Consider the following 26,276-nt stretch of genomic DNA (forward strand, 5'->3'; position numbering starts at 1 on the left):
GCACCGAACGACAAAGGAACATCGTGAGCGGCTTCTTCGACGAACCACCTCCGGCCAAGCCCCGCCCCGCACCGGCGACCGCCCCGCAGCCGCGCTCGCGCGCGCTCATGTTCACCGCTCTCGTGCTGGTGGCCGGCTTCTTCCTGACCTCGGTGTTCACCGGGATCTGGACCGACCGGCTGTGGTTCCGTAGCGTGGACTACTCGTCGGTGTTCACCAAGATGCTCGGCACCCGGATCCTGCTCTTCGTGATCTTCGGGCTGCTCATGGGCGCCTTCGTGGCGGTCAACCTGTTCCTGGCTTACCGGTTCCGGCCGCTGTTCCGTCCGGCCTCGCTCGAGCAGGCCAGCCTCGACCGCTACCGCGAGGTCGTGGACCCGCTGCGGCGCTGGCTGCTGGTCGGGGTTGCGGGCGTCTTCGCGCTGTTCGCGGGGGCCGCTGGCGCGGGGAAGTGGCGTGAGTTCCTGCTCTGGCGCAACTCCACCCCGTTCGGCACGACCGACCCGTACTTCAAGAAGGACGTCGGCTTCTACGTCTTCGAGCTGCCGTGGCTGCACTTCCTGGTCGGCTTCGGGATGGCCGCGGCCTTCGTCGGGCTGCTCGTGGCCGGCGTCGTGCACTACCTGTTCGGCGGGATCCGGCTCCAGGCGCAGCGCGACAAGTTCTCCGGCGCCGCGCAGGTGCAGATCTCGCTCCTCGCCGGGCTGTTCGTGCTGTTCAAGGCCTTCGACTACTGGCTGGACCGGTACGACGTCACCACCGACACCGGCGGGCTGATCACCGGGGTCACCTACACCGACGACCACGCCGTGCTGCCGTCGAAGGAGATCCTCACCTTCATCGCGCTGATCTGCGCGGTGCTGTTCGTCGCCAACGTCTTCCGCCGCACCTGGATGCTGCCCTCGGTGGGCCTCGCGCTGCTCGCCCTCTCGGCGATCCTGCTCGGCGTGCTGTGGCCCGGCGTGGTGCAGCAGTTCCAGGTGTCCCCGTCCGAGCCGGACAAGGAGGCGCCGTACATCGCCCGCAACATCGAGGCGACGCGGGCGGCGTACGACATCGACGACGTGGAGACCACGCCGTACAACGCGAACTCCACGCTCAGCTCGGGCCAGCTCAAGGCCGACGCCCAGTCGATCCCCGGGATCCGGCTGATCGACCCCTCGGTGGTCTCGGACACCTTCGAGCAGCTCCAGCAGGTCCGCGGGTACTACAGCGTCCCCGACGTGCTCGACGTGGACCGCTACCCGGTCGAGGGGGAGCTGCGCGACATGGTGGTCGCGCCCCGCGAGCTCGACCAGAGCGGTCTGTCCGAGGAGCAGGTGAACTGGGCCAACCTGCACACCGTGTACACCCACGGCTACGGTGTGGTGGCCGCCTTCGGCAACCAGCGCAACGCCCAGGGCGACGTGGCCACCAACGACGGCGAGCCGGAGTGGGCCGAGCAGGACCTGCCGCCCCGCGGTGAGCTGAGCGAGCTGACCCCGGACGGGTACCAGCCGCGGATCTACTTCGGCGAGAAGAGCCCCACCTACTCGATCGTCGGCAAGTCCGAAGGTGGGCGCGATGTCGAGCTCGACATCCCCGAGGGTGCGGGCCCGGGCGCGGCGCCGAGCACCAACACGTACGACGGCGCGGCCGGCGTGCCGGTCGGCGGCTTCTTCAACAAGCTGCTCTACGCGGTGAAGTTCAGCGAGCCGAACATCGTGCTGTCGAGCCGGGTGAACGAGAACTCGAAGATCATCTACGACCGCGAGCCTCGGCTGCGGGTGCAGAAGGTAGCCCCGTGGCTGACCGTCGACGGGGACTCCTACCCGGCGGTCGTCGACGGCAAGGTGGTGTGGATCCTCGACGCCTACACGACCACCGACCGCTACCCGATGGCGGAGAAGCGGTCGCTGTCGGACATGACCTCGGACTCGCTGCAGCCGCGCACCGCCTACGCCACGCTGCCGACCGACGAGATCAACTACATGCGCAACTCGGTCAAGGCGGTCGTCGACGCGTACGACGGCTCGGTGACCCTCTACGAGTGGGACCAGGAGGACCCGATCCTCAAGGCCTGGTCGGCGGCGTTCCCGGACGTGGTGCGGCCGATGGAGTCGATCCCCGAGGACCTGCGCCAGCACATGCGCTACCCCGAGGACCTGTTCAAGGTGCAGCGCAACCTGCTCGCGGAGTACCACGTGACGCAGCCGCGCACGTTCTACGAGGGCTCGGACCGCTGGCGGGTGCCCGAGGACCCGACGAAGCAGGCACAGTCGCAGCCGCCGTACCGGCTCTCCGTGAAGACCCCGGGTGGTGAGGCCTCGGAGCCGGTGTTCTCTCTGACCAGCGTCTACGTGCCGCAGAGCCGGCAGAACCTGGCGTCGTTCATCTCCGTGGACGCCGACGCCTCGCAGGAGGGTTACGGCACGATTCGGATCCTGCGGCTGCCGAGCAACACGCAGATCCCCGGACCGTCGCAGATCGCGAACCAGTTCGGCGCCGACCAGGAGATCCAGAACGCGCTGCTCGCGTTCACCCGGACCAACTCCAAGGCGGTGTACGGCAACCTGCTGACGCTCCCGGTGGGCAACGGGCTGCTCTACGTGCAGCCGCTGTACACCCTGCGTCAGTCCGGTGAGGGCACCTACCCGGTGCTGCGCTACGTGCTGGTCTCCTTCGGCAAGGACGTCGGCTACGGCCCAACCCTGGCCGCGGCGCTCGACGACGTGCTCGGCGTGACGGGTTCCGAGGAATCCCTGAGCCAGCCGGAGGAGACGCCGAGTGGGGGGACCGGCAACCAGCCCGGCGGCGGATCCGTGCCCGAAGACGTCACCTCGCTGCTCCGGCAGGCCGAGGAGGCCTTCGCCGCAGCCGAGCAGGCCCTCCAGGACAAGGACCTGCAGGGGTACGCCGACGCCTCGGAGCGCGCGCGGGACCTCGTGGAGCAGGCGCTGCGGGCGGCCGGCCAGCTCGAGTCGCAGGGTTCGACCGACGGAGGTACGTCGGGCGGCGGCTCTACCGGGGGTGGCGGCTCCACCGGAGGGGGCGGTGGCTCGACCGAGGGTGGCGGCTCCACCGGGGGTGGCGGTGACTCGACCCAGGGTGGCGCGACCGGAGGCGGCGGCCAGGGCGGGTGACCGGCGCCACAGCGTGAGTCCGCCTCTCGATTTGGCGGGGACGGCAAGCGTCCCGTAACGTTGGGTTCACCGACGCGGGGTGGAGCAGCTCGGTAGCTCGCTGGGCTCATAACCCAGAGGTCGCAGGTTCAAATCCTGCCCCCGCTACAAAGTAGAAACAGCAGGTCAGAGGCTCTCTTCCGAATGGAAGAGGGCCTCTTGCTTTGCCTCCTGTGACCAGATCCGTGATAGAACGAGCCCGATTCGGGCGTCTGAGCATGAGAAACGTGGAGACGCGCACGACGGTCTGAGCCAGGGGACGGGGCGTGAGACTGCGGTCGCTGGTCGATTATCCGGTGGCGGCAGCCCATATAAGACTTGCGTGTTTAGGTCACAAGAGCGTCTGATCGCGACGTGGACCGGAGTGGGCAGGTTGATCGTCTGAGAGTGCCTCCCGAACGGCCTCGTCCATCGATATCGAATGGCCGGCCTTCCACAAACGCTGTACCTCAGCTGCCGGCAGAAGGCGCCTGGCCGCGGTCAGCACATCTGGCTCGGTGACCCCGGTGATGAAGCCGCCCTGCTGGTCTGGGTCGAGCACGTCGGCCGCCGCCGCGAGTCGAAGAGCCCGTCGAGGCTCGTTACGGGCGAGGGCGAGTGCGGCGAACCCTCGCAGCATCCACACGACTCCCGTCGAGTGGTTGGCGGCGGCGTGGGTAGTCAGGGCCTCGCGCAGCAGCGGTTCCGCTCGCTCGAGGTCGTCCTGGGCGCGGCGGACCATGCCGAGCAGGCCCACCGTGTTCGCGATCGAGAAGGAGTCCGCTTGCTCGCGCAGGACAGTGAGGCTGTCTTCCGCGAGCTCGGCGGCCTCATCGAGGTGCCCGAGGTTGCACAGGCCGAAGGCCAGTCCGGCAACGGCGTTCGCCTCCCCGACGGCATCCTTGAGACTCCGGTAGCGTTCCCGGGCTTCCTCCAAGCAGGCCTGGCCCTCAGCGGTCCGTCCAACCAGGTGCAAGGCAAACCCCTGGTCGTAGGTAGCCTCGGCGAGCCCTGCGGCGTCGTCGAGCTCTCGGAAGTGCGCGGCTGCACGCGTGTAGTACTCCAGCGCTTGTTCGTACCGGGTCTGCCAGTAAGTGAGGTTGCCGAGGCACAGGTCAGTCCGCGCGCGGGAGCGGGTAGCGGCTCGCGGGCCCGCAATGTCTACGAGCTCTTGGACGAACCGCCGTCCCTCGTCGAGGTGTGATCGCAGGTGCCAGGAGCGCCACAACGAGGCCGCGACATCCAGGGCGCGGTCGGCGTCGGCATTGGTGGCCATCCAGCGGAGGCCCGCAGCAATGTCGTCGTGGTGGGCTCCCAACCTGTCAGCGGCCGCGGTCTGCCCCGGTCCTCCCAGCTGTCGGCCCCCGGTATCGGCCAGCGACACGAAGAAGTCTGCATGCCGCGCGAGCGCTTCCGACTGCTCGTTCTGGGCGACCAAGCGTTCCTGGGCGTATTCGCGGACCGTCATCAGGAGCCGGTATCGCCGCTCCGCGTCGCTGCCTACACGAGTGTCGAGGTCGAGCAGTCCTTTGTCTCGAAGACTGCGAAGAACAAGCAGGAGGCCGTTCAAGGGCTCGTCGAGGACGGCGGCCGCGATTCGTGCCGTGAAGCCTCCTCGGAGGACGGATAGGCCGCGAAAAACCCGCTGCGTAGGCTCGTCCAGCAGCGAGTAGCTCCAGTCCATGGTCGCGCGGAGGGTCCGCTGTCTGGCGGGTCGGCCACCGTCGGCGGTCGTGAGGACGTCCAGCGTCTCGTTGAGGGCGACCAGGAGTTGCCGCGGTGGCAGCAGACCCGCCCAGCCCGCGGCAAGCTCGATCGCCAGCGGAAGGCCGTCGAGGCGTCGGCAGATCTCCGCAATGTCTTCCAGGTCGTTGCCCGCGTACGTGAGACCGGGATCTATGGCGGCGGATCGGTCGACGAACAAGCGCACGGCTGGGGGGTATGCCGCGGCGCCCTCGGTGACATCCTGGGGCCCCTGTGGCCCCGGCGTGTGGAGGGCCAGGCCCCCGACGGGATAGCGCTGCTCGCCCCGTGCATGCAGTGGCTCCCGTGACGTGACAAGAAACCTGAGCTGTGGGGAGAGGGTCAGCAACTCCGTGACGAGGTTCGCCGCGCCGGCAATCTGCTCGCAGTTGTCGAGGATCAGCAGGTGGGGGTGATCGGCTGTCGCTGAGACGAGAACCTGCCAGGCGGTTTGGCCGCCGGGAACCCTCGCACCGAGGGCGCTTACGACACGCGCCGGGAGGGCGCCTGCCTCGGTGATCGGTGAGGCGTCTACGAAACGCACGGCTCCGCCGAACGAGTCACGTTGGTCCGCGGCCAACTCGACGGCCAGTCGAGTCTTTCCCGACCCGCCCGGCCCGGTCAGGGTCACGAGTCGGTGGGAGTGCAGCAGCTTTGCGAGGTCCGCCATGGCGGCTTCTCGTCCCACGAAGCTGTCGCTGGCCAATGGCAACGGGACATCAACTCTGCTGTCGGCCGGTGCAGTCAGGGCGGGGTCCTGGCGGAGAACCTGCAGGTGGAGAGCTCTGAGCCGTTCCCCGGGGTCCACGCCGAGAGCATCGGCAAGTGCCGTCCGTGTGCGGTCGAGTACGTCGAGGGCCTCCGATGGGCGGCCGACATGACAGAGCGTGCGGACCAGCGCCTCGGCCAGTTCCTCCTGGAGTGGGTCGCCGTCGAGGGCAGATGTCAGGGGCTCCACCGCCTCGTGCCCCCGACCGCAATTCACCAGGGCCGTGGCCCAGTCGAGCAGGACCGTGCGTCGCAGGTCGAGAAGTCCGTGGACGGCGGAGCTGTGAAAGGGCTCCCCGGCAAGGTCCGCCAAGGGGGCGCCACGCCATTGGCCCAGCGCATCGGTGAGCAGGGCCGCAGCTCGCACGTTGTCGCGCGCGGAGAGGGCGGTTCTCCCCAGGTCTGTGAGCTCGCGGGCTGTCGCAACGTCCAGTTCTTGGGCTCGCACGATGAGGCGGTATCCGTGTCCCTCGCGCACCAGCCGCTCTGGCTCGTCCGGGCTTGCCCCCTCGCCGAGCACACGACGCCAAAGCGACACGTAGGTGTGTACAAGCCCGATCGCAGTGCTCGGTGGTTGATAGCCCCAGATGCCGTCGATGAGACGCTCGACAGGAACTAGCTGGCCAGCCTCTAGCAGGAGCATGGCGAGCAGGGAGCGGCGGCGAACTCCCGCAGGAGCCACCGACCTTCCGCCGCGTCGAACGTCGAGCGGGCCGAGCACTCGGAACTCGAGTGAGTCTTCGGCCATACCGCGCCTCCTGCCCACCCACGGTAGCCCGGCCGCGCGCTCGCCGATCCTCGAACGTCGCTCAAGTGACACTGGAGCCGCACTCGAGAGCTGCCCAGGAGGGTGGATTGCGTCAAGGCCGGCGACGCCGGCCCACACCGGAAGGAGGACCTTGATGACGTATCCACCTCAGCTTCCCACCGTGCTGCTCTCGGCGCTCAGCTCCGCCGAGGGGAACCCTGGCCGAAGGCCCCGCCGCAGCTCAGGAACACAGACTTCTCAATCGGGTCACAGACTGAGGAATCCTGGAACCACCCAGTTGGGTCGCGGACGCCACTACCTACGGCGAGCGACACTGATGAGTCTCGTTGGTGTCATCGCGCTTGCAGTCATCGTTGCGCTCGGCGTCATGCTCGGCGATGCGGAGCAAGGGGCGAGGGCGAGGGGATCGCTGGTACTGCAACCTGGGAGCGCGGCCGGAGCTGGCGTTGCCAGTCGCACCGGTCAAGCAGACGCCCAGGGCACATGTGTCGCTCATCAAAGTCCGTGGGGAACGTGACCGCCAGCCTGTGTAAACGTTCATGTGGAGCTGCAGGAGCGCTCGCGCTGACGTGGGTTCTGGATGGGGGGACGAAACCGTGACCAGACCCGTGGTGGCCTGTCGTTCTCGTGGCGGCCCTTGGGCTTGACAAGAGTTCCGTTGGTAGCGGGTCGCCCATCATTGCGGCGCTGTTCGGGTGACCGCGGCACCGCACCGTGTCCGTGCAGGTCCAGACCTTCGCGAGTGTTTCCCGCCACGGAGAAGGACGATCCCCGTCTTTGGGGCAGGCCTGTTGACAACCCACCCGCGTCGGCGTGGACTCTCGAGAAAGCGGCGACGCGGTGCTGAGTTCCGATGCGGCGTTCCGCCATCTGTCGTCCCGTTGCAGTCCGGACGCTCCCTCGGGGGTGCCGTACGACGACCCGCAGCCGTCCCGCCGGTCACGCATGGAAGGGACTGGCTATGCAATTTGACGTGATCGTCGTCGGCGGGGGAATCTCTGGCGGGCTGCCGGCCGCCGCCTACCTTCAGAAAGCGGGACTCGAGGTCGCCGTCGTCGAGGCCGGGCCGGAATGCGGTAACTTCTGCCCCACCCACGAGACGTGGCCGGGCACCCTGGACAGCCCGCACGCCTCGATCAACTTCTCTGGTAACTCTCCAGCGCTGGTGGACCTCGGCCTCGTCGCCGACTATGGGTATCGGATCGGACGACCCCCGTCGTACTCGGGACGGCGCACCCTGATGGCACCAACTGCCTGATCTGTTACGACCCCAACCTCACCGCCGCAAGCTTCGCACGGCACTCCGCAGCGGACGGCGAGACGATCTTCGGTATCCAGAGCAGGGTGCTCGAGAAGATGGTCGAGATGAACGAGCTTGCCTTCTACAGTCCGCATCCGGACACCGGCAAGTTCGAGGAGATCCTCAAGATGTGCAGCTACGTGCTCGGACGCAGCGTGGAAGACCTGTCCTCCATGACCGCCTACGAGCTGCTGGAGCTGACCTTCGAGTCCGACAAGGCTCGTCAGACGATTCTCTGCCCGGTGGCGCTGCACCTCCAAGGTGCGCCCCTCTCCCGCGGTCAAGGTGCTTTCGCCGTGGCGTTGAGTCTCTTCTACACCACCGCCATCGGCATAGGTGGTAACGAGGCCCTGGTCGACGCGGTCAGCCGCTGCTTCCTGGACCACGGAGGCACGATCCTTGCCAACTGCCCGGTCGATAGGATCGAGGTGCGCGACGGACGGGCCACCGCTGTCGTGCTGTCGCCTGAAGCTGCGTTCCCAGGAGCCAGGTTCGAGGCCCGGCACGCGGTCATCTCGAACGTGGGTGCACGCGGAACCTTGGACCTGCTGGGCGAGGAAACGATGCGCTCGGTCGACTCCAGGCTCGCCACGAAGATGAAGCACTGGCGCATGGACGAGCGCGGCTCCACGGTGACGTCGTGGCTGATCGACGGACGAATGCCCTGGGGCTCGAGCGACTTCGATCCGCTGGTGGACAAGGCGCACCTGATGTATCGGGCGTACGACTCGTGGTCGGCGGCCAAGGACTATGTCGTCGCGATGATCAACAACGACACCTGGGCAGCATTCGGCAACATGATCGAGATCCTCGACTACGGCCAGGTAGACCCCAACGCCATCTCCCCGGAGGGCTACCGCGTGATCCGCGGCGAGGAAGCGATCCCGTACCCGCTGCGCAAGGAGGGCGGTCCGGAGGCTTGGGACGGGCCGATCCGCGACGAGATGCTGCGCCGCAGACACGAGGTGATGAACTCAATCGCGCCGGGCTTCTCGGAGCGGGTCATCGACGCCTACCAGTGGACTCCGGTTGACATCTGGCGTACCAACCAGGCCGCCGTCTTCGGCCAGGTCCTGGGCGGCGACTTCTCGGAGGACCAGTGGATCCTCGACCGTATGCCCTACCGGATGCCGGTGCGGTCGCTGTACATGTCGAACTCCGTCTGGCCACTCGGCCTCACCTGGATGGCCGCTGGATACAACGCAGCCCAGGTGGTGGCCGAGGACCTGGGTGTGCGCAACCAGCGGTGGTGGTCCGCCCGGCCGGTGGCGTGGTTCCTGGACAACATCGGACAGTTGCTGGAGCCCATGGAGCTCGCAGCAACAGCACGGAGGTAGTGACGTGGACACTGGTGAGTACGACGTCCTCGTCCTCGGAGCCGGACCCAACGGGCTGACCTGTGCGGCGTACCTGGCTCGCGCGGGCGCCCGGGTACTGGTGCTCGAGAAGAGGTTCGAAGTCGGAGGGACGCTCTCCACTGACGACTACTCGACGCCCTTCCACTACAACATCGCGCAGGCCACCGTTCCGATCGGTGCTGCGTCTCCGCCTTTCGCCGACCTGGGGCTCACTGAGCTGGGGGTGCGCTTCATCGAGCCCGAGGTGGCGGCGGCCTTCCTTCCTGCGGACGGCACGCGCCCGTTCGTGGTGCGCGCGGGCGGCCGCGAGCTGGGAGATGGAGTGGCCGAGGCCCTGCAAACGGCAGAACGCATCGTGGTCCCGCTCCTCTACTGCCCGCCCGCCGAACCGGAAGGCATAGCCGAGGCCGTGTCGGCTGCCGGAGGCCAAAGCCTCCTCGATCTCGCAGCCATGACGCCTGAACAGCTTGCCGCCTCAGTACGGGACGACCGTGCCGGGGGGCTGGTGCGGTATCTCTGTGCGGTCTCGGGCTTCTTCGCTGCGGATGGTCCACTGGGTCTGCTCGGTGCCTGGGCGGTCCTCCAGCAGCTTCGGCCCATCGTGGTCATGGGTGGTAGCAAGTCACTGGCTCTGGGCCTTTCCCGGTCCTCGGTTGCGGCCGGAGCGGAGTACCGACTCGTGGCCGACGTGGTCTCCGTCCACCAGGACGCAGATCGGCTTCGGGTGAAGTGCCGGGACGGCCGGGAGTTCCGCGCCCGAGCGGTGGTCTCAACGCTCGATCTCGTGACGACGTTCGAGGAGCTGGTGCCCGCCGAAGCCGTGCCTGCGGAGACCGCTGACATGGTCAAGGGGTGGCGCTTCGACGAGACCGGCCCGTTCACAGGACACTTCGGGATCAAGGGACCAGCGCCCGAGTCCGCGGACCGTGACGCCAGCGACGCCTTTCTGCAGGTTCTCGGGTTCTCCGGGGACTCTGACGTCGCCGAGGCCGTTGCCGCGGTTCGGAACGGGCAACAGACGTCTGCGCCGTGTGGTCACCTGACCGTCACGACGCGCTTCGATCCGAGGCAGGCGGCCGCGGGCCCGTACGGACCATTGCACACGCTGCGCTTCTCGACGCTCTTCCCGCGTACGGGGCAGGCGGCGGACTGGGCACGCAAACGCACCGAGCACCGCTCGCAGCTGTGGGACTCGCTGCGGGAGGGGATGCCCGCCCTTGGCCAGTCTCGGCTGCTGTTCTCCTTCGCTGACGGGCCCCCCGACATCGAGCAGCGGTTCGGCACCACTCGCAACGGCTCCGTAGGTCAGGGCGCCCTCACGGCGAACCAGACGTTCGCGCTGCGCCCTCACCGTGCCATGAGTCGCACACGGACGCCCGTGCCGAGGCTGTACCTCGGCGGCGGCTCGGTACATCCGGGTATCCCCGGATCACTGGCCGGCGGATACCACGCGGCAGCGGCTGTATGCGAGGACCTCGGGTTCACCCGGTGGTGGCCAACGCCGGAACTTCTCGAACGAGCGCGCGCGTCCGGCGACCTCCCGGATTCCTTGCTGCCGTCGCCGCGGCCCAGCGTGCACGTTCCGGAGCAGCGTCGACGTGAGGCTCCGACACCTGTGGCCTGATTGTGGGCAGACACGGGCATCAGACGGGTGAGACACCGGACGTGCTGTACCGGAAACCGCAGGTCAGAGGCCCTCTTCCGTTGGAAGAGGGCCTCTCGCTTTGCCACCCGTGACCAGACCCGTGACAGAAGCCGGCGAGATTCTCGCTGTGACGCTGCCGCGCGGCCGGCTCTCCCTGTGACACGACCGCCCACGGCCCCGAATGTCGCCCAGGACGGTCGAGCTCCCTCACGACCGCGCTCGCGACGGCAGCCACGGTCCGGGCCGAGCGAACTCCCGACGGTAGGTAAGAACTGCGCGCGGGCGGACACTAACGAGCGTCGGTGCGACAGTTTCCGACGGCCATCGACCTCGTCGGGGCCGGAAGGTCGGGATCCATGAAGGGCACCAGGCCACGTGAGGAGAAGCACGGAGATGGCAACAACGGAAAACATCGCCCGCGTCGGCCGGATCCGGGTGGAGCAGGGCGCCAAGCGCGTGCGGGCGTATCTCGGAGGCGACGTGGTGGCCGACACCATCCACCCCCGCCTGGTCTGGGAGGTGCCGTACTACCCGGCCTACTACTTCCCGATAGTGGACGTGCGGAGTGACCTGCTGGTCGAGACCTCCACCGTCACCCATTCGCCCAGCCGAGGCAACGCGCAGCACTTCACGATCAAGGCAGGGGGCAAGAACGCCGAGAACGCGGCGCTGCGGTTCCCCGACTCCCCGATCGAGGAGCTTCGGGACCTCATTCGGCTGGACTGGGACGCGATGGACGGCTGGTTCGAGGAGGACGAGGAGGTCTACACGCACCCGCGCGATCCCTACACCCGTGTCGACATCGTGGCCACGTCGCGCCGCGTGCGGGTCGAGCTCGCTGGTGTGGTCCCGGCCGAGTCGACCAACTCCCGGGTCTTGTTCGAGACCGGGCTCCCGCCGCGCTGGTACATCCCGAAGACCGACGTGCGGATGGACCTGCTCGTGCCGACGGAGACGGCCACGCACTGCCCCTACAAGGGCCAGGCCCAGTACTGGTCGGTCCGTGTCGGTGACCGCCTCGTCGAGGACGTCGCCTGGTCCTACCGGACACCGCTGCCCGAGAGTCAGAAGATCGCCGGGCTGGTCGCCTTCTACAACGAGCGGGCCGACCTGTTCATCGACGACGAGCTGCAGGAGCGGCCGGTCACGAAGTTCAGCAAGTGAGGCGGGCTCGATCCGCGGTTCCGGCGTTCGTCCGCCGCGCGCCCCGCGCAGCGGCTCGGGGGCGCATCGAAGGAGGCTAGACAATGACATCAGATTCCACCCATCAGACTCGCCTGGAGCGCATCCTCGGCGTGAAGCTGGCGGAAGACGCCGTGCGCCAATGGCCCCAAAGCGGCGAGGTCATCGATGGCAGGGCACGCATTGACGAAGTGGAGTCCCACTTCGTGGGACTGAAGCTCGGCGTGGGCAGGAGACACGTCTGCGGGGACACCATCCTCGTGGAGTGGAGCACCGACTACGGCGACGGCCGGGTGTACCGCAACGTCACGATCGCCGAGCTGCGCGGCGAAGAGGCCATCCGCGTGACCGACTACTGGGGTGAGCCTTTCACGCCGCCAGCGTGGAGGGGCACGCTGGCGACCCACCTGGACATGCCCCGGCACGGCGTCTGGCCGGCCGCCGACGCCCTCGAGCAGGACTGAGACGAGCCGCCCGGGTCCGGGTAGGTGCCCGATGCGGTCTGCGCCGCATGGCACCGGAGGGAGCATCCGAGTAGCCTCCTGAGCATGTCGCCGGCGGATTCCCGGGGGACGAGGGGGCCGGGCGCCGCTGCCGTGCTGGATCCCGAGTCGGCGGAGTGGGTCCAGCTGCTTACCGGTACCGGATCCGGGCGAGAGGTGGCGCTGGTACGGCTGCATGAGATGTTGGTGCGTATCGCGCTGGGAGAGGTACGGCGTCGCGGCCCGCAGCTGCGGATCGCCGGTCCGGAGCTCGATGACCTGGCCTATCAGGCTGCTGCGGACGCGCTGGTTGCTATCACCGGCAAGATCGGCCAGTTCCGTGGCGAGAGCCTGTTCACGACCTGGGCGTACAAGTTCGTGCTCCTCAACGTGTCGACCAAGATCGGGCGGCACTTCTGGCGAAACCCCACCGTTCCGCTGGCCACCGAAGACTGGGATCGGCTGCCGGACCGGTTCGGGTTCGACCCCGCCCGGGAGGCGGAGTGGCGGGATCTGCTGGCCGCGCTGCGGCGGGCGGTGAACGAGGAGCTGACCCCGCGGCAGCGCCGGGTCTTCGTTGCGATCGTGCTCAACGACGTCCCGCTGGATACTCTGGTCATCGAGCTCGCTTCGAACCGCAACGCGATCTACAAGACCCTGTTCGACGCCCGGCGTAAGCTGCGGGCCGCTCTTGTCACCCATGGGTATCTACCCGATGAGTTATCGAGGCGCTGATGGACGGCTGGTCGGAGCTCGACAACTTCCTGCGGACGGACCCGCGCGACGTGGGCTGCGCCGAGGCGCTGGAGATGCTGCACGTCTACGCGGAGCTGTCCGCCGCTGGGGGGCCCGTCGAGCAGCGGTACCCGGGGATCGCGGCGCACCTGCGTGCCTGCGGTCCGTGCAATGAGGATTTCGAGGGGCTCCTGGCCGCAGTACGCAGCGGATCGCAGTGACGAACCGCCACCGCTCTGCCAGGTGGCCGGCAGCGTCGGGTTGCTCGGTCCGCGACGTGCAGCAACAGCCGCCGCGGCTGTCTGCCACGGGCAGGGCACTTCGGTCGCGGGTGCGTGAGGGGCGGGCGGACGTTATCGTCGGTCAGAGCCGGGTCTCACCGCCTCGTTCATGGTGCCCATCCGTGTATGCGGTTCGGTCGGCGCCGCCAGCGCTTGACTGCCAGGACATGGACAGGGGTGCCTTGGCGGGAGGGAGCGGAAGATGGCCTGGGCGCCGTCCCACCAGGCAAGGCCACCCCTTCTCTGGCTGTTGCTGGGTAAGCCACCGCAGCGATCACCTGTCATGTCCGACGTCATCGCGCGCCTCAAGGCTGAGGGTTCGGATGTGCGGGTGCATGTCGGTCGGGTCGACGCACCGCTGCCGGACCGCCTCGCCGACGCCGACGCCGTTGTGCTGCGGGGGGTTCGGCGCTCGACGCTCATGACCGTCGCCGAACTGGAGGCGCAGGGCCTCAGGTGCTGCAACTCGGCACGGTCGACGCTGCTGACGATGGACCGCGGCGCCGTGCAGCAGCGGCTGGCGGACGCGGGCCTCCCGGTCCCGCATGCGACGACGGTGCCCGACGCCGACCAGGCACGGGCCTGGGCAGCGGGACACCCCGTCGCGGTGAAGGTGAGCAAGTTCGACGTCGGTGACGGCAATGGGGTCGCGCGGTGGGATGACCCGGACACGATGCAGCCTCCCGCAGCGCCTGGCCCGTATCTGGTGCAGCACTGGGTGCCCAGCGCCGGCGTCGACCGCAAGCTGTATGTGATCGGGACCAAGGTCGGCGGACTCCTCAAGCCTTGGAGTCAGGCCCGGCGTCGGCCCGGCACTGTGTTCTACCCGCCGGCTCAACTACGAGAGATCGCGGTCGCCGTCGGTCGGGCACTGCAGCTTCAGATCTATGGTGTCGACGTCGTCGAAGGCGTCGACGGCCCCGTGGTGGTCGACGTCAACGCCTTTCCCAGCTGCAACGGCCTGCCCGGTGCCGCGACAGCCATCGCGGACACCCTGCTCACCTACGCCGCGGCGGGCACATGATGAGGTCTCGCGGCGTGACCGCGCGGATGGCGTCAGACCCGCCTGGCTCCGGTTGATGCCGCACCGCGGTCGTGTCACGGGCTCGCCACCGAACTGGAACGCGTGACGGCGCAGTCAGGCCACCGGGAGGCGCACCGTGAACGTGGTCCTCTCGGCGGGCTCGACGACGACGTCACCGCCGAGGGAGCGGGCGGTCCGGCGTGCGATCCCCAGTCCAAGGCCGGTGCCGGCACCCGCGGTGGCGCCGGGCTCGAAGAGACGTTCCTGGAGCGCGGCGTCGATGCCGACGCCGTCGTCGGTGACGGAGAGGGCGACCTGGTGGCCTTCGCGCCGTGCGCTGAGGCTCACCTCCGAGGTGGCGTGCGCGCAGGCGTTCTCGATCAGCGGGGCGAGCGCCCGTAGCGCGAGCGGACCGGGTGTAGCGAGGGCGACGGTGCCGGTATCGCCGGTCGTGTCAACGAAGCGGAGATGGTCGGGAACCAGCGCGCGCAGCGGACCGACCAGGTCGGAGACGAGGGAGGAGTCGCGGTCCAGTCCCTCGGGGTTCTCGCGGGCCAGGTCGAGAAGTGCCGCGATCGTGGCGGCCATGGTGCGGGTCGAGGCGGCGATCTGTTCCAGCTCCAGGCGGAGCTCCGGGTCGTCGACCCCGCGCATCAGCGCGAGGTCGGCCGAACCCTGGATAGCGGTCAGCGGGGTGCGCAGCTCGTGGGCCAGCTCGGAGGTGAGGCGCTGCTCGGATCGGATCGCTCGGGCGACTCGCTCGAGCAGGTGGTCGAGGGTCTCTCCGAGAACGGCCAGCTCGTTGGTGGGAGGACCGAGGTCAAAACGCTGGGCGAGGTCGTGCTCGCTCCAGTCCGCCGCGCGAGTGGCCATCTGCGACACCGGCACGAGCGCCTGGTCGGTGACCCTGCGGGCGAGGAGCGCGGCCATGCCTACCACGATCAGGCCGAGGACAACAGTGGCCAACAAGGCGTAGCGCTCCGAGCGTTCGTACGGCGTGGTCAGCACGCTCGCGACCACCACTCCGCGGTCACCGGAGGACGTGGTGAACGGGACGGCTCGGAGGCGTACGCCGCCGCCGGCGTCCACCTCGGAGGTCTCGCCGCGCAGGGCCAGCTCGCGGGCATCGTCGGCGGCTCGCTGCTCGACGGACCCTGCGAGCACCGTGCCAGCGGGGCCGAAGACCTGCACCCCCGGTTCGACCGCGGCCGCGGGCACGATCAGTGACGTGTCCGACGCGGCACGCACGGACGCGGCCACGGCGTTGGCTCGTGCGACCAGGACATGGTGGATGTCGCTGCGCGCGGTCAGCTCGAGCACCAGCTGGGTACCGAGGCCGACGACGATCATCAGCGCCGCCATCAGCGCGGCGGTCCCGAGCACGATCTGGGTCCGGAACGATGCCGACCGCGGCAGATGCGGCCTCATCGCAACGTGAACCCGACGCCGCGCACGGTCTGGATGTGGAGCGGTGAGCCGACCTCCTCCAGCTTGGCGCGGATCCGCCGTATGTAGGAGTCGATGGTGTTCTCGCTGACGGCCGCGCCGTCCGGCCACGCCGCTGCGACGACCGCCCGGCGGCGTACCACCTCGCCGGGTCGTGAGGTGATGGCGGCGAGCATCCGGAACTCCGTGGGGGTCAGCATCGACTCGCGTCCCTGGCACGAGACCGAGTGCCGTGCCGGGTCGAGCACCAGGTCGGTCGGGGCGTCGGGCACGACGGTGCGGCCGCGGCGGGACAGCACCTCGATGCGGGCCACGAGCTCCTTCACGTCGAAGGGCTTGGCGAGGTAGTCGTCGGCGCCCGCGCTGAATCCGGCCAGCTTGTCGTGCACGGTGTCGAGCGCGGTCAAGAAGATGACGGGCGCGGTCTGGCCACCGCTGCGCAGCGCCTGGCACACGTCACGCCCGTCCGCGTCGGGCAGGCCGATGTCGAGGACGAGCACGTCGAGGGAGTCGTCGTGGCCGAACATCCGCACGGCCTCGCCGCCGGTGTGCGCCGCGACGCCCTCATGGCCAGTGAGGCGCAGGGCCTCCAGGACGACCCGCCGGATCGCCGGGTCGTCCTCGCAGATGCCGATCCTGGCCACAGGCTCATTCTCCCCCCTGGGCCGATCCGGTGACCTGGTCGGCCCAAGCGGCGCGCGCACCCGAGTCGCCGACACGGTAGACCTGCACGCTCGCCGCAACCGCGGCGACGAGGGCGAGGACGGCGACGACCTGCACCACCCGCGGGCTCGACGCGCCGCGCCGAGTCACCGGGCGACGGTCCAGCCACACCAGCGCTGCGGACAGGACCAGCAGGGGAAGGGCGAACCACAGCAGCTGTTCGCCGAGCTCGGCGTGCGCGCCGGGCTCGCCGACGTGCGACTCCAGGGCCTCGCCGCTGGAGGTCGCGACCGGGATCAGCACGGCCGACAGCGCGGCGTCCGCGACGACCAGGAGGCCGTAGGGGCGACGCCAGGCGGGACGCACCACGAGGGCGATCGTCCCGAGGCAGGCGAGCGGGAGGAGCACCACGACGGCATGCACCACGAGGGGGTGGATCGGGAGACCGTTGACCAGGTCGAACATGAGCAAGCTCCTTGGGGCGGGTTCGGAGCAGCCTGCCCGGGCCTACCTGCCAGCAACCTGACCGAAGCGATACGGCTTCCCACTGACGACGACAACAACGCGAAGCTCGCTACCACGAGGTTGCGGATCTTGCCGGTTACGACGTCTACCACGTTGACCGTTGAGGTGGTGTCGACCGGGGACTGACGATCAGGTTGTCGGCAGGTCGCCGCCCCTAGTGTCACAGCATGACCCTCCTCCTGATCCCCCTGCTCTACGCCTGGGGCAGCGCCGCGGTCCTGCTCCTCGTGGGCATCGTGTTCGTGGAGAGTGGTTTGCTCCTGGGGTTCTTCCTTCCTGGCGACTCACTGTTGTTCACCGCCGGGGTCCTGGTGGCCGCGGGGGTGATCCACCTGCCCGTCTGGTTGGTCGTGACCGCGGTCGCGGCGGCGGCGGTCGCGGGAGACCAGGTCGGCTACCTGCTCGGCCGACGCTTCGGCCCGCGGGCGTTCAGCCGGACTGGGTCCCGGTTTCTTTCGCCCAAGCACGTGGACCGGGCCGCCTCGTTCGTCGCGCGGTACGGCGCCCGGGCGGTGATGCTCGCCCGCTTCACCCCGGTGCTGCGCACCCTCACGCCCGTGGTGGCGGGCGTCGGCGCCATGCCGCGTCGTCGGTTCACCCTCTACAACCTGGCCGGGGGTATCGCCTGGGCGGCGGCCACTGTGCTGGCCGGCTTCTTCCTCGGTGGCGTCCCCTTGGTCGCGACCCACGTCGAGCTCGTCGTACTCTCGATCGTCGTCCTGTCGCTCGTGCCGACCGTGATCGCGGTGCTCGGCGGGCATCGGCGAACGCGCCGTGAGCCACGTCCGAGCGAACAGCGGCTGGATCCGTGCGCGGAAGAGGCGCTCAGAGCTGCTTTCGCAGGTGGACGTCATCCCGGCCCGGCGTCGGAACCGACCCCCACCGAAAGATCTCCTCGTAGCCCAGGCGCTGGTAGAAGCCCGGGGCCTGGAAGGTGAACGACGTGACGAACACATGGCTGCAGCCTCGCTCCCTGGCCTCGTTCTCGAACGCCGCAAGAAGGCTCGCCCCGATGCCAGTTCCTCTCTGGTCCTCCCGGACCCAGGTCATGCCGATGCCAGCGGCCTGACCCCAGGTCCAGCCCGAAGCTCCGGCGACCAGCTCTCCGTCTTCCTCCATCCGGACGGTGAGCTCCTCGGGCGCGGGGACGTCCGGGGTCGCGGCCGCGTTGAACGTGTCCAGCTCATCGCTGAGCCGCTGGTCCCGCCCTGTCGGAGCCTCCTTGTGCCGAATCGCCCGAAAAATCGCGCGACATCTGTCGTCTGGAACCGGACAATCTCCCGGTGATGTTCGCTGCCGTCCTCCGTCAAACGCGCCCCCCGTCACCTCTGGCTGGACGGCTCGCTGCCCAGTCGCTCCTCTTCGCCCTCGGTGAGGGCACCTTCATGACCGGCTCGGCGGTGTTCTTCACCCAGATCGTCGGGCTGTCCGCCGCCCAGGTCGGGCTCGGCCTGACCTGCGCCGGCATCGCCGCCTTCCTGGTGGCGCTGCCGATGGGCAAGCTGGTCGACCGCTTCGGGCCGAAGAAGATGTGGGCCGTCAGCGCGACGGGGCAGGCGGCGATGTTCGCGGTGTGGCCCTTCATCACGGACTTCAAGGGCTACGTCGCCATGGCCGTCGGCATGGAGGTCATCGGTGCCCTCGGCGGCGCCGCGCACGGCGCGTACACGATCGACGTTCTGCCGCCCGACGAGCGGGTGCGGTCACGCGCCTACATGTACTCCGCGCTCAACGTCGGCTTCACCCTCGGCTCGCTGGTCGGGGGGATCGCGTTGGCGTTCGACTCCAACGACGTGCTCCACGCACTGCCCTGGTTGACCACCGTGATCTTCCTGGTCAACGCCGCCGCTATCACGCGGCTGCCACGCGCCTCCCACGATGACCGCACTCCGGAAGACCGCAAGGTGAAGGTCGCCGGGCCCGGACCGCTGCGCAACCCCGGCTGGCTGCTGACGACTTTCTTCGGCGGGGTCTTCTGGACCAACCAGGTGCTGCTCAACATCGTGATCCCGCTGTGGCTGGTGGAGGAGACCGACGCCCCGCGGGTGCTGCTGGCCCTCCTGTTCGGGACCAACACGGTGATGTGCATCTTCCTGCCGATGGCAGCGGCCCGCGGCGTCGAGGACGTGCCGACCGCGCTGAAGGCCGTACGGGTGTCGTCCACCTTCTTCGTCCTCTCCTGCCTGATCACGCTGGCGACTCACGACACCGTCGGCTGGGTCACGATCGCGTTGGTGTGGCTCGGCCACGTCACCGTGACCGGGGCCGAGCTCTACCTGTCGGCGGCCAGCTGGTCGTTCGAGGCCGAGCTGATGGACCCCCGGCAACGGGGTGCCTACCAGGGGGCCGCCGAGCTGAGCGGCACCCTCGGCCGCGTCTGGGCGCCGGCGCTGTACACCTTCCTCGCCATGAACTGGGGCGCCGCCGGCTGGCTGCTGATCGCCGGCATCATCGTGGTGGCCACGATCGCGGTGCACCCGTCGACCCGGCTGGCGCGGCGGTTCCTCGAGCAGCACGTCCCTGCCGACGTGCTGGCCGACGCACGCGCCTCCAGCCCCGAGCCCGAGGAGGGCATCGCGGTCGGGCCGCCCTCGCTCATCGCCACCGACGAGCCGGTGCCCGATCCCACACCTGGCCCGATCCGCTGACGTGGGTCGGTCGTCGTGTGCGCCCACCGAGGAGCGCGCGTGCGAACTGATTCTCGGGAGCGGTCACCCGGCTGAGAGGGGCCGCCAGGTGCGTCCGTCGTCGGAGGAGCGGAACAGGCCGGCGCTGGTGGCGACGTACCAGCCGCGGGGAGTGACTTCGAGGGCCTGCAGGTCGCCGGGTGGGCCGTCGCTGCGCTGCCAGCTGTCACCGCTGTCGCGGCTGCGGTAGACCACCCCCTCGCCGGTGGCACCGACCAGGAGGTCCTCCGTCGGCCAGTCGAGCAGCATCAGGGGTGGCGTCCCGTCGAGGGGGCGCCCCGGCCCGCCTTCGGTCCGGTAGGTGATGACTCCATCGGCGGTGCTGGCGAGCACCCGGGCGGGGTCGCGGGGGTCCGCGGCGAGGTCGGCGGCAGGAACCTGGGCGAGGGTGCGCCATTCCTCGCGGTCTTCGGTGACCATCAGTCGGCTGCTGACGGCGTCGTACCCGTACACGCGGTCGCCGGCGGCTTCCAGGGCGTGGAAGTCGGCTTCGCCGAGGAGCGACACCGGCTCCCAGGTGCGCGCGGCGTCGGTGGACTCGATCAGGCCGAGGTGGACGGGAAGGTCCTCGCGCTGGTCGGGGTGACCGCTGGCCAGGAAGTGGTTCGGGCCGACGACGGTGAACGCCATGGTGTCCTGCCACCGGTCGGCGACCCGTTCCACCGGGCCTGCGCCCGCCTCGCCGAGGTCGAAGACACCGAAGTGTGTCGCGGCGTAGAGGGTGTCGTCGGCGGGGTCGGTGCCGAGTCCGTGCACGTGCCCCAGCGTCGCCCCGGTGGCGGTCCCCGGGTCGTCGGCTCCGCACGCGGCAAGGAGAGTCAGCAGCGCGGACGTGAGGAGCGCGACGGTGGTGGAGCGACGAGCGGGGGACATGTGCAATGGGGGCTCTCAGGTGTGGTCGATGGAGGGGAGGTCAGGAGTCGAGGAGTTCGCCGCAGGGGTATGCGGTGGCCGCGCAAGGCCGGCCACGCTACCCGGCGGGTTGGAGCTGCCGGGCAGGGGTGGGTTCGGGCTGGGAGGGTTGCGCGGGCAGGCGCAGGCGCTTGAGTAGAAGGGCGTTGACCGCGACGAGGAAGCTGGAGCCGGACATGGACAGCGCCGCGATCTCGGGTCGCAGCACGAGACCGAACGCGGGCTCGAACACGCCGGCGGCGATGGGCAGGGCGATCGCGTTGTAGCCGACCGCCCAGCCGAGGTTCTGCCGCATCTTGCGCAGCGTGCCGCGGCCGATCGTGAGTGCGGTCGGTACGTCGAGTGGGTCGGAGCGCATGAGGACGACGTCGGCGGTCTCGATCGCGACATCGGTGCCCGTGCCGATCGCGATTCCGATGTCCGCGGCCGCGAGCGCGGGAGCGTCGTTCACGCCGTCACCGACCATGGCGACCCGCCTCCCGGCTCGCTGGAGCTCGGTCACCTTGGTGGACTTGTCCTCCGGGAGCACCTCGGCGATGACCGTGTCGATGCCGAGCTCGTCGGCGATGCGTTGCGCGGTTGCCTCGTTGTCGCCGGTCAGCATGACCACCGCCACGCCGGCGTCGTGCAGGGCGGTCACGGCGGCCGAAGAGGTCTCGCGGACCGCGTCGGCGATGCCCACGACACCCACGGCCCGGTCGTCGACGGCGACGAGGACGGCCGTTCGGCCACCCGCCGCAACCTGGTCACGCCGGTCGGCGAGGGAGCCGAGGGTGATGCCTTCGGCGTCCATCAGCCGGCGGTTGCCGATGGCGACCCGCTGCCCATCGACGTCGGCGACAGCACCGTGCCCGGCGACGTTACGGAAGCCGGTCGCGCGCAGTGCTGGCGCACCCTCGTCGTCGGCGTACCTGGCGACAGCGTGAGCCAGCGGGTGCTCGGACTCCCGCTCGACCGCCGCTGCCAGCGCGAGCAGCCGAGCCCGGTCGATCCCCTCGACGACGACCTCGGTCACCTCGGGTTCACCCTTGGTGAGGGTGCCGGTCTTGTCCATCACGACGGTGTCGATGCGGGCGGACGTCTCGAGCGCGGTGGCGTTCTTGAAGAGGATGCCGCGCTTGGCGCCGAGGCCGGAGCCGACCATGATCGCCGTCGGCGTTGCCAGGCCGAGTGCGTCGGGGCAAGTGATCACCACGACGGTGATCGCGAACAGCAAGGCGGTCTGCACGCTGGCGCCCACGGCCAGCCACACCAGGAAGGTGCCGACGCCGCCGACCAGTGCGACCAGGACCAGCCAGAACGCGGCCTTGTCCGCGAGGCGCTGACCGGGCGCCTTGGAGTTCTGCGCCTGCTGCACCAGCGCCACGATCTGCGCCAGCGCGGTATCGGCGCCGATCCGGCTGGCCCTGACCCGCAGCGTGCCCGACGTGTTCACGGTTGCGCCGATGACCGCGTCACCGGGCCCCTTGTGGACAGGCAGGCTCTCCCCGGTCACCATCGACTCGTCCAGCTCGGACTCACCCTCCTCGACGACGCCGTCGGTGGCGATCTTGGTGCCGGGCCGGACCAGGAGCAGGTCGCCGACCACCACGTCGGCCGTGGAGATCTCGACGGGCTCCCCGTCCCGGACGACCAGCGCCTGGGGCGGGGCGAGGTCGAGCAGGGTACGGATGGCGTCGTTGGCGCCACCGCGGGCACGCATCTCGAACCAGTGCCCGAGCAGCACGAACGCGGTGAGAACGGTGGCGGCCTCGTAGAACACCTCGCCGCCGCCGGTCAGGGTGACCCCGAGGGAGTAGAGCCACCCGGCACCGACCGCCACCGCGACGAGGACCATCATGTCCAGCGTGCGGGCGCGCAGGGCCCGCCAGGCGCCGTCGAAGAAGATCCAGGCGGAGTAGAAGACCACGGGCAGCGACAGCAAGAGGCTGAAGACGTCGTCACGCAGACCGAACGGGGCGGCGGTCTCGAACCCGATGACCTCACGGCCGATCGGGGACCACAGCAGGATCGGCACCGACAAGAGCACGGCGACGAGGAACCGGTTGCGCATGTCGCGCACCATGTCGGCCATCGACATCTCCCCGTGTCCGCCGTGACCCATCGCGTCGTGCGGCGAGGCGGCGTGCCGGTCACGCGCATCGGGCTGGGCCATCGGGTCGCAGATGTGCTGCGGCACCGACTGACCTGCGCAGTGGTAGCCGCACTCGCGCACCCAGTCCCGCAGGTGGGTCAGGTCGGTCGTCGTCGGGTCGTAGGTCACGGTCGCGGTCTGGGAGACCGGGTTGGCGTCCACTGCCAGCACGCCGGGTCGGCGGCCGAGGACTGCCTCGGTGACGTTCTTGCTGCTGGCCCAGTCGACCCCGGTGACCTCGAGCACCGCTGTGGCGGGACCTCGCTCGTCTCGGCGGATGGTGCGGGACTGGTCCTGGTCGGGGTGGCTCATCTGGCGCTCCCTTGCGGTAGAGGGCTGCTGGTGCGCGTGCGGGCTGGTGCGGGTCAGGCGGATGCTGGCTCGGGGTGAGGCATGTGGGTGCCGTCGGCTGCGCCGGCTTTGCTCCCCGGGGTGGTGGACACCGCGCGGAAGCGGCGCAGCCGCAGGCTGTTGGAGACCACGAACACCGAGGAGAACGCCATCGCGGCGGCTGCGATCAGCGGGTTGAGCAGTCCGAGCGCTGCCAGCGGGAGGGCTGCGACGTTGTAGGCGAAGGCCCAGAACAGGTTGCCCTTGATGGTGCCCAGGGTCCTGCGTGAGAGGCGGATGGCGTCCACGGCGGTACGCAGGTCGCCGCGGACCAGGGTGAGGTCGGAGGCCTCGATGGCGACGTCGGTGCCGGTGCCCATCGCGAGGCCGAGGTCGGCGGCGGCGAGCGCAGCAGCGTCGTTGACCCCGTCCCCGACGAAGCCGACCGTCCGGCCCTCGTCCTGCAGGCGACGGACCACGGCGACCTTGTCGGCAGGGAGGACCTCGGCGATGACCTCGTCGATGCCGACCTCGGCGGCCACCGCGCGGGCGGCTCGTTCGTTGTCGCCGGTGAGCAGCACGGGACGCAGCCCCAGTGCCATGAGCTCGGTGATGGCCTGGGCGCTCGTCGGCTTGACGGTGTCGGAGACGACCAGGACACCGCGGGCCGCGCCGTCCCAGCCGACCGCGACCGCCGTCCGGCCCTCGGCCTCGGCTGCGTCCGTTGCCGCGGCCAGCGACGGGTCCAGCGGCTGGCTCCACTCGTCGCGCAGCCACGCCGGTCGGCCGGCTGCGACCGCGTGCCCGTCGACCAGGCCGGCGACCCCCAGACCCTGGGTGGAGGTGAACCCCTCGACGGCGGGCAGCTGGGCATCCAGCCGTTCCACGGCACCGGAGGCGATGGCCTGCCCGATCGGGTGCTCGGAGGCGTCCTCGACGGCGCCGGCGAACCTCAGCACCTCGGCCACCTCGACACCGTCGACGGTGATGACGTCGACCAGCTTCATCTGTCCGGTGGTGACGGTGCCGGTCTTGTCGAGGACGATGGTGTCGACCACCCGGGTGGACTCGAGCACCTCGGGGCCCTTGATCAGCACGCCGATCTGGGCGCCGCGGCCGGTGCCGACCAAGAGGGCGGTCGGGGTCGCGAGACCCAGGGCGCACGGGCAGGCGATGATGAGGACCGCGACCGCGGCGGTGAACGCGGCCGTGGCGCCGTGCCCGGTCAGAAGCCAGGTGGCGAGCGTTCCGAGCGACAGCATGATCACGATCGGGACGAAGACGCCGGAGACGCGGTCGGCGAGCCGCTGGACCTGCGCCTTGCCGGACTGGGCGTCCTCGACCAGCCGGGCCATCTGGGCGAGCTGGGTGTCGGCTCCGACGCGGGCGGCCCGTACGACCAGGCGGCCGCCGGCGTTGACGGTGGCACCGACCACCGCGTCACCGGGACCGACCTCGACCGGGACCGGTTCGCCGGTCAGCATGGAGGCGTCGATGGCGGAGGTGCCGGACTCGACGATCCCGTCGGTGGCGACCTTCTCCCCGGGGCGGACCACGAACCGGTCGCCGACCACCAGCTGGGAGACCGGGACACGAACCTCGGTGTCCCCGTCCGGCCCCGGCTGGAGCAGGGCGACGTCCTTGGCGCCCATGTCCAGCAGCGCCCGCAGCGCCGCACCCGACTGCCGCTTGGCGCGGGCCTCGAAGTAGCGGCCGGCGAGGATGAAGGTGGTGACGGCGGCCGCGACCTCCAGGTAGATGTGCGCCCCGTCGCCGTCACCGGGCAGCAGCTGGAACGGCATCCGCATCCCGGTCATGCCGGCGTGGGTGAACAGCAGCGCCCACAGCGACCACAGGTAGGCGGCGGTGACACCCACCGAGATCAGGGTGTCCATGGTGGCCGCTCCGTGCCGGGCGTTGGTGACGGCGGCCTTGTGGAAGGGGTAGGCACCCCACACCACGACGGGGGAGGCGAGGGTGAGGGAGATCCACTGCCAGTTGTCGAACTGGAGCGCCGGCACCATCGAGAGTGCGAGCACCGGGACGGTGAGGAACGCGGAGATCACCAGCCGCTGCCACCACCCGGCCGCCTCGTCCTCGCGACGGTGCTGCTCGTCGGTCTCACCCGAGGCGGCGCCGCGCCCGGGCTCGGGTTCCGGCGTTGGCAGGGCGGCGGTGTAGCCGGTGGCCTCGACCACGGCGACCAGGTCCTCAGGGGCGATGGCGCCGGTGTAGCTGACCTTGGCCTTCTCGGTGGCGTAGTTGACGCTGGCGGTGACACCCTCGACCTTGTTCAGCTTCTTCTCGATGCGCGCGGCGCACGAGGCGCAGGTCATCCCGCCGATGGTCAGCTCCAGGTCCGTCGCCGCAGGCGTGGTCCCGCCGGCGGGTGTGGTGTCTGCGGTGGCGTGCTCTGTCATCGGGTTCATCTCCTTGCACGGCCGCGCCGTGCGGCCGGACCTACGAGTGGTCGTAGCGGGTGGGGTGGCGGGCTCGTGTCAGGCGAGCTGGTAGTCGCCGGCCTCGTCGAGGGCGGCGGCAACCTGGGACTGGTCGAGCGGGGCTCCGCTGGTGACGGTCACGGTGGAGGTGCCACCGGCGACGAGGTCCACCTGTACGTCGGTGACGCCGTCGAGCGTCTTCAGCTCGCTGGTGACGGCGCCGGCGCAGTGGCCGCAGGTCATCCCGGTCACCGCGAAGCTCTGCGTGGTCTGGTCGGTGGTCATCTGGCTCTCCTTGATGTCGCTCGAACGGGTACTCATCGGTGGTCTCCTCAGCTGGGGTGGTGGTGGGTGGGTCAGGCGCGGACGAGCCGGGCGATCGCCTGGCTGGCCTCGGTGAGCTTCTGATCGCGCTCGGTCGGGTCAGCGGTGTGGGTGAGGCAGTGCTGCAGGTGCTGCTCCAGCAGCATCAACGCGACGCTCTGGAGCGCCTTGGTGGCGGCCGCGACCTGGGTCAGGATCTCCACGCAGTAGGTGTCGTCCTCCACCTGGCGCTGCAGGCCACGGACCTGTCCTTCGATGCGCCGCAGACGAGTGAGGAGCGCCTGCTTGTCGGTGATGTAGCCGGGTGTGCGGGTCATGGGGTCACCTCATCCTGCCGATACCCCTGAGGGGTACCTCCAGAATACCCCCGCGGGGTATTCCGTCAAG

At 69.5% G+C, this 26,276-nt stretch carries 21 protein-coding genes and 1 tRNA gene; 12 read left to right on the plus strand and 10 right to left on the minus strand.

Going from position 1 to position 26,276, the window contains the following annotated elements; all coding sequences use genetic code 11:
- The first annotated feature begins 23 nt into the window (after positions 1–23).
- Together K1X13_RS11645 and K1X13_RS11650 are read left to right on the plus strand one after the other, a co-directional pair.
- On the plus strand, positions 24–3,122 hold the full coding sequence (locus K1X13_RS11645) for a UPF0182 family membrane protein (protein WP_221025215.1): 3,099 nt from the start codon (positions 24–26) through the stop codon (positions 3,120–3,122).
- A gap of 73 nt (positions 3,123–3,195) precedes the next feature.
- Positions 3,196–3,269, plus strand: a tRNA-Met gene (locus K1X13_RS11650).
- 223 nt (positions 3,270–3,492) lie between these two features.
- Here the strand turns inward: K1X13_RS11650 and K1X13_RS11655 are convergent.
- Complete coding sequence (locus K1X13_RS11655) at positions 3,493–6,399, minus strand: AfsR/SARP family transcriptional regulator (protein ID WP_221025216.1); 2,907 nt, start codon at positions 6,397–6,399, stop codon at positions 3,493–3,495.
- Between the two features lie 994 nt (positions 6,400–7,393).
- Between K1X13_RS11655 and K1X13_RS11660 the strand changes: the two genes are divergently transcribed.
- From K1X13_RS11660 to K1X13_RS11695, 8 genes are all read left to right on the plus strand, one after another.
- Positions 7,394–7,678, plus strand: a complete 285-nt coding sequence (locus K1X13_RS11660) for an NAD(P)-binding protein (protein ID WP_221025217.1) — start codon at positions 7,394–7,396, stop codon at positions 7,676–7,678.
- An 86-nt stretch (positions 7,679–7,764) separates the two neighbouring features.
- Positions 7,765–9,057: a phytoene desaturase family protein gene (locus tag K1X13_RS19700; protein ID WP_221025218.1), complete on the plus strand. Its 1,293-nt coding sequence runs from the start codon at positions 7,765–7,767 to the stop codon at positions 9,055–9,057.
- 4 nt (positions 9,058–9,061) lie between these two features.
- Positions 9,062–10,702, plus strand: coding sequence for a phytoene desaturase family protein (locus K1X13_RS11670; protein ID WP_221025219.1), 1,641 nt, complete (start codon positions 9,062–9,064; stop codon positions 10,700–10,702).
- Between the two features lie 414 nt (positions 10,703–11,116).
- Positions 11,117–11,887: a DUF427 domain-containing protein gene (locus K1X13_RS11675; protein ID WP_221025220.1), complete on the plus strand. Its 771-nt coding sequence runs from the start codon at positions 11,117–11,119 to the stop codon at positions 11,885–11,887.
- Between the two features lie 83 nt (positions 11,888–11,970).
- The gene (locus K1X13_RS11680) at positions 11,971–12,369 is read left to right on the plus strand and encodes a nuclear transport factor 2-like protein (protein WP_221025221.1); all 399 of its coding nucleotides are present in this window, start codon (positions 11,971–11,973) and stop codon (positions 12,367–12,369) included.
- An 84-nt stretch (positions 12,370–12,453) separates the two neighbouring features.
- Positions 12,454–13,122 carry a sigma-70 family RNA polymerase sigma factor gene (locus K1X13_RS11685; RefSeq protein ID WP_221025222.1) on the plus strand — a complete coding sequence of 223 codons (669 nt, stop codon included), beginning with the start codon at positions 12,454–12,456 and terminating at the stop codon, positions 13,120–13,122.
- Positions 13,122–13,343 carry a hypothetical protein gene (locus K1X13_RS11690; protein ID WP_221025223.1) on the plus strand — a complete coding sequence of 74 codons (222 nt, stop codon included), beginning with the start codon at positions 13,122–13,124 and terminating at the stop codon, positions 13,341–13,343. The genes K1X13_RS11685 and K1X13_RS11690 overlap by 1 nt, the downstream gene beginning before the upstream one ends.
- A gap of 343 nt (positions 13,344–13,686) precedes the next feature.
- Positions 13,687–14,427 carry an ATP-grasp domain-containing protein gene (locus K1X13_RS11695; RefSeq protein WP_221025224.1) on the plus strand — a complete coding sequence of 247 codons (741 nt, stop codon included), beginning with the start codon at positions 13,687–13,689 and terminating at the stop codon, positions 14,425–14,427.
- 114 nt (positions 14,428–14,541) lie between these two features.
- Here the strand turns inward: K1X13_RS11695 and K1X13_RS11700 are convergent, their stop codons facing one another.
- From K1X13_RS11700 to K1X13_RS11710, 3 genes are read right to left on the minus strand one after another with little or no spacing between them, the layout of a single operon-like run.
- Positions 14,542–15,855: a HAMP domain-containing sensor histidine kinase gene (locus tag K1X13_RS11700; protein WP_221025225.1), complete on the minus strand. Its 1,314-nt coding sequence runs from the start codon at positions 15,853–15,855 to the stop codon at positions 14,542–14,544.
- On the minus strand, positions 15,852–16,517 hold the full coding sequence (locus K1X13_RS11705; protein ID WP_221025226.1) for a response regulator transcription factor: 666 nt from the start codon (positions 16,515–16,517) through the stop codon (positions 15,852–15,854). The genes K1X13_RS11700 and K1X13_RS11705 overlap by 4 nt, the downstream gene beginning before the upstream one ends.
- A gap of 4 nt (positions 16,518–16,521) precedes the next feature.
- Positions 16,522–17,001, minus strand: coding sequence for a DUF2231 domain-containing protein (locus K1X13_RS11710; RefSeq protein ID WP_221025227.1), 480 nt, complete (start codon positions 16,999–17,001; stop codon positions 16,522–16,524).
- 227 nt (positions 17,002–17,228) lie between these two features.
- On the opposite strand from K1X13_RS11710, the gene K1X13_RS11715 reads away from it, so the two are divergent.
- On the plus strand, positions 17,229–17,999 hold the full coding sequence (locus K1X13_RS11715) for a DedA family protein (protein ID WP_221025228.1): 771 nt from the start codon (positions 17,229–17,231) through the stop codon (positions 17,997–17,999).
- Here the strand turns inward: K1X13_RS11715 and K1X13_RS19845 are convergent.
- Positions 17,887–18,180, minus strand: coding sequence for a GNAT family N-acetyltransferase (locus K1X13_RS19845; RefSeq protein WP_221025229.1), 294 nt, complete (start codon positions 18,178–18,180; stop codon positions 17,887–17,889). The genes K1X13_RS11715 and K1X13_RS19845 overlap by 113 nt on opposite strands.
- Positions 18,181–18,446: 266 nt before the next feature.
- Between K1X13_RS19845 and K1X13_RS11725 the strand changes: the two genes are divergently transcribed.
- Entirely contained in the window at positions 18,447–19,709 is a 1,263-nt protein-coding gene (locus K1X13_RS11725) for an MFS transporter (RefSeq protein WP_372450697.1), read from the plus strand.
- Between the two features lie 63 nt (positions 19,710–19,772).
- Here the strand turns inward: K1X13_RS11725 and K1X13_RS11730 are convergent, their stop codons facing one another.
- The 5 genes from K1X13_RS11730 to K1X13_RS11750 all read right to left on the minus strand — a co-directional run bounded on the left by K1X13_RS11730 (position 19,773) and on the right by K1X13_RS11750 (position 26,206).
- A complete protein-coding gene (locus K1X13_RS11730; protein ID WP_221025231.1) occupies positions 19,773–20,621 on the minus strand; it encodes a F510_1955 family glycosylhydrolase in 849 nt (282 codons plus the stop codon).
- A gap of 97 nt (positions 20,622–20,718) precedes the next feature.
- Positions 20,719–23,106 carry a heavy metal translocating P-type ATPase gene (locus K1X13_RS11735; protein ID WP_221025232.1) on the minus strand — a complete coding sequence of 796 codons (2,388 nt, stop codon included), beginning with the start codon at positions 23,104–23,106 and terminating at the stop codon, positions 20,719–20,721.
- 53 nt (positions 23,107–23,159) lie between these two features.
- Positions 23,160–25,544 (minus strand): heavy metal translocating P-type ATPase, encoded by a 2,385-nt coding sequence (locus K1X13_RS11740; protein ID WP_221025233.1) that lies wholly within the window; start codon positions 25,542–25,544, stop codon positions 23,160–23,162.
- A 78-nt stretch (positions 25,545–25,622) separates the two neighbouring features.
- Positions 25,623–25,886: a heavy-metal-associated domain-containing protein gene (locus tag K1X13_RS11745; RefSeq protein ID WP_225914957.1), complete on the minus strand. Its 264-nt coding sequence runs from the start codon at positions 25,884–25,886 to the stop codon at positions 25,623–25,625.
- 35 nt (positions 25,887–25,921) lie between these two features.
- Positions 25,922–26,206, minus strand: coding sequence for a metal-sensitive transcriptional regulator (locus K1X13_RS11750; protein ID WP_221025234.1), 285 nt, complete (start codon positions 26,204–26,206; stop codon positions 25,922–25,924).
- Positions 26,207–26,276 lie beyond the last annotated feature (70 nt).

It is taken from the genome of Nocardioides jiangsuensis, from assembly GCF_019679455.1.
Classification (GTDB): domain Bacteria; phylum Actinomycetota; class Actinomycetes; order Propionibacteriales; family Nocardioidaceae; genus Nocardioides_C; species Nocardioides_C jiangsuensis.

Bases quoted from the DNA above. Each gene is read 5' to 3' on its own strand.
- K1X13_RS11730 (WP_221025231.1), bottom strand. From the start codon at position 20,621: ATGTCCCCCGCTCGTCGCTCCACCACCGTCGCGCTCCTCACGTCCGCG.
- K1X13_RS11675 (WP_221025220.1), top strand. From the start codon at position 11,117: ATGGCAACAACGGAAAACATCGCCCGCGTCGGCCGGATCCGGGTGGAG.
- K1X13_RS11700 (WP_221025225.1), bottom strand. From the start codon at position 15,855: ATGAGGCCGCATCTGCCGCGGTCGGCATCGTTCCGGACCCAGATCGTG.
- K1X13_RS11735 (WP_221025232.1), bottom strand. From the start codon at position 23,106: ATGAGCCACCCCGACCAGGACCAGTCCCGCACCATCCGCCGAGACGAG.
- K1X13_RS11740 (WP_221025233.1), bottom strand. From the start codon at position 25,544: ATGACAGAGCACGCCACCGCAGACACCACACCCGCCGGCGGGACCACG.
- K1X13_RS11685 (WP_221025222.1), top strand. From the start codon at position 12,454: ATGTCGCCGGCGGATTCCCGGGGGACGAGGGGGCCGGGCGCCGCTGCC.
- K1X13_RS11690 (WP_221025223.1), top strand. From the start codon at position 13,122: ATGGACGGCTGGTCGGAGCTCGACAACTTCCTGCGGACGGACCCGCGC.
- K1X13_RS11725 (WP_372450697.1), top strand. From the start codon at position 18,447: ATGACCGGCTCGGCGGTGTTCTTCACCCAGATCGTCGGGCTGTCCGCC.
- K1X13_RS11655 (WP_221025216.1), bottom strand. From the start codon at position 6,399: ATGGCCGAAGACTCACTCGAGTTCCGAGTGCTCGGCCCGCTCGACGTT.
- K1X13_RS19845 (WP_221025229.1), bottom strand. From the start codon at position 18,180: ATGGAGGAAGACGGAGAGCTGGTCGCCGGAGCTTCGGGCTGGACCTGG.
- K1X13_RS11710 (WP_221025227.1), bottom strand. From the start codon at position 17,001: ATGTTCGACCTGGTCAACGGTCTCCCGATCCACCCCCTCGTGGTGCAT.
- K1X13_RS11750 (WP_221025234.1), bottom strand. From the start codon at position 26,206: ATGACCCGCACACCCGGCTACATCACCGACAAGCAGGCGCTCCTCACT.
- K1X13_RS11715 (WP_221025228.1), top strand. From the start codon at position 17,229: ATGACCCTCCTCCTGATCCCCCTGCTCTACGCCTGGGGCAGCGCCGCG.
- K1X13_RS11695 (WP_221025224.1), top strand. From the start codon at position 13,687: ATGTCCGACGTCATCGCGCGCCTCAAGGCTGAGGGTTCGGATGTGCGG.
- K1X13_RS11745 (WP_225914957.1), bottom strand. From the start codon at position 25,886: ATGAGTACCCGTTCGAGCGACATCAAGGAGAGCCAGATGACCACCGAC.
- K1X13_RS11680 (WP_221025221.1), top strand. From the start codon at position 11,971: ATGACATCAGATTCCACCCATCAGACTCGCCTGGAGCGCATCCTCGGC.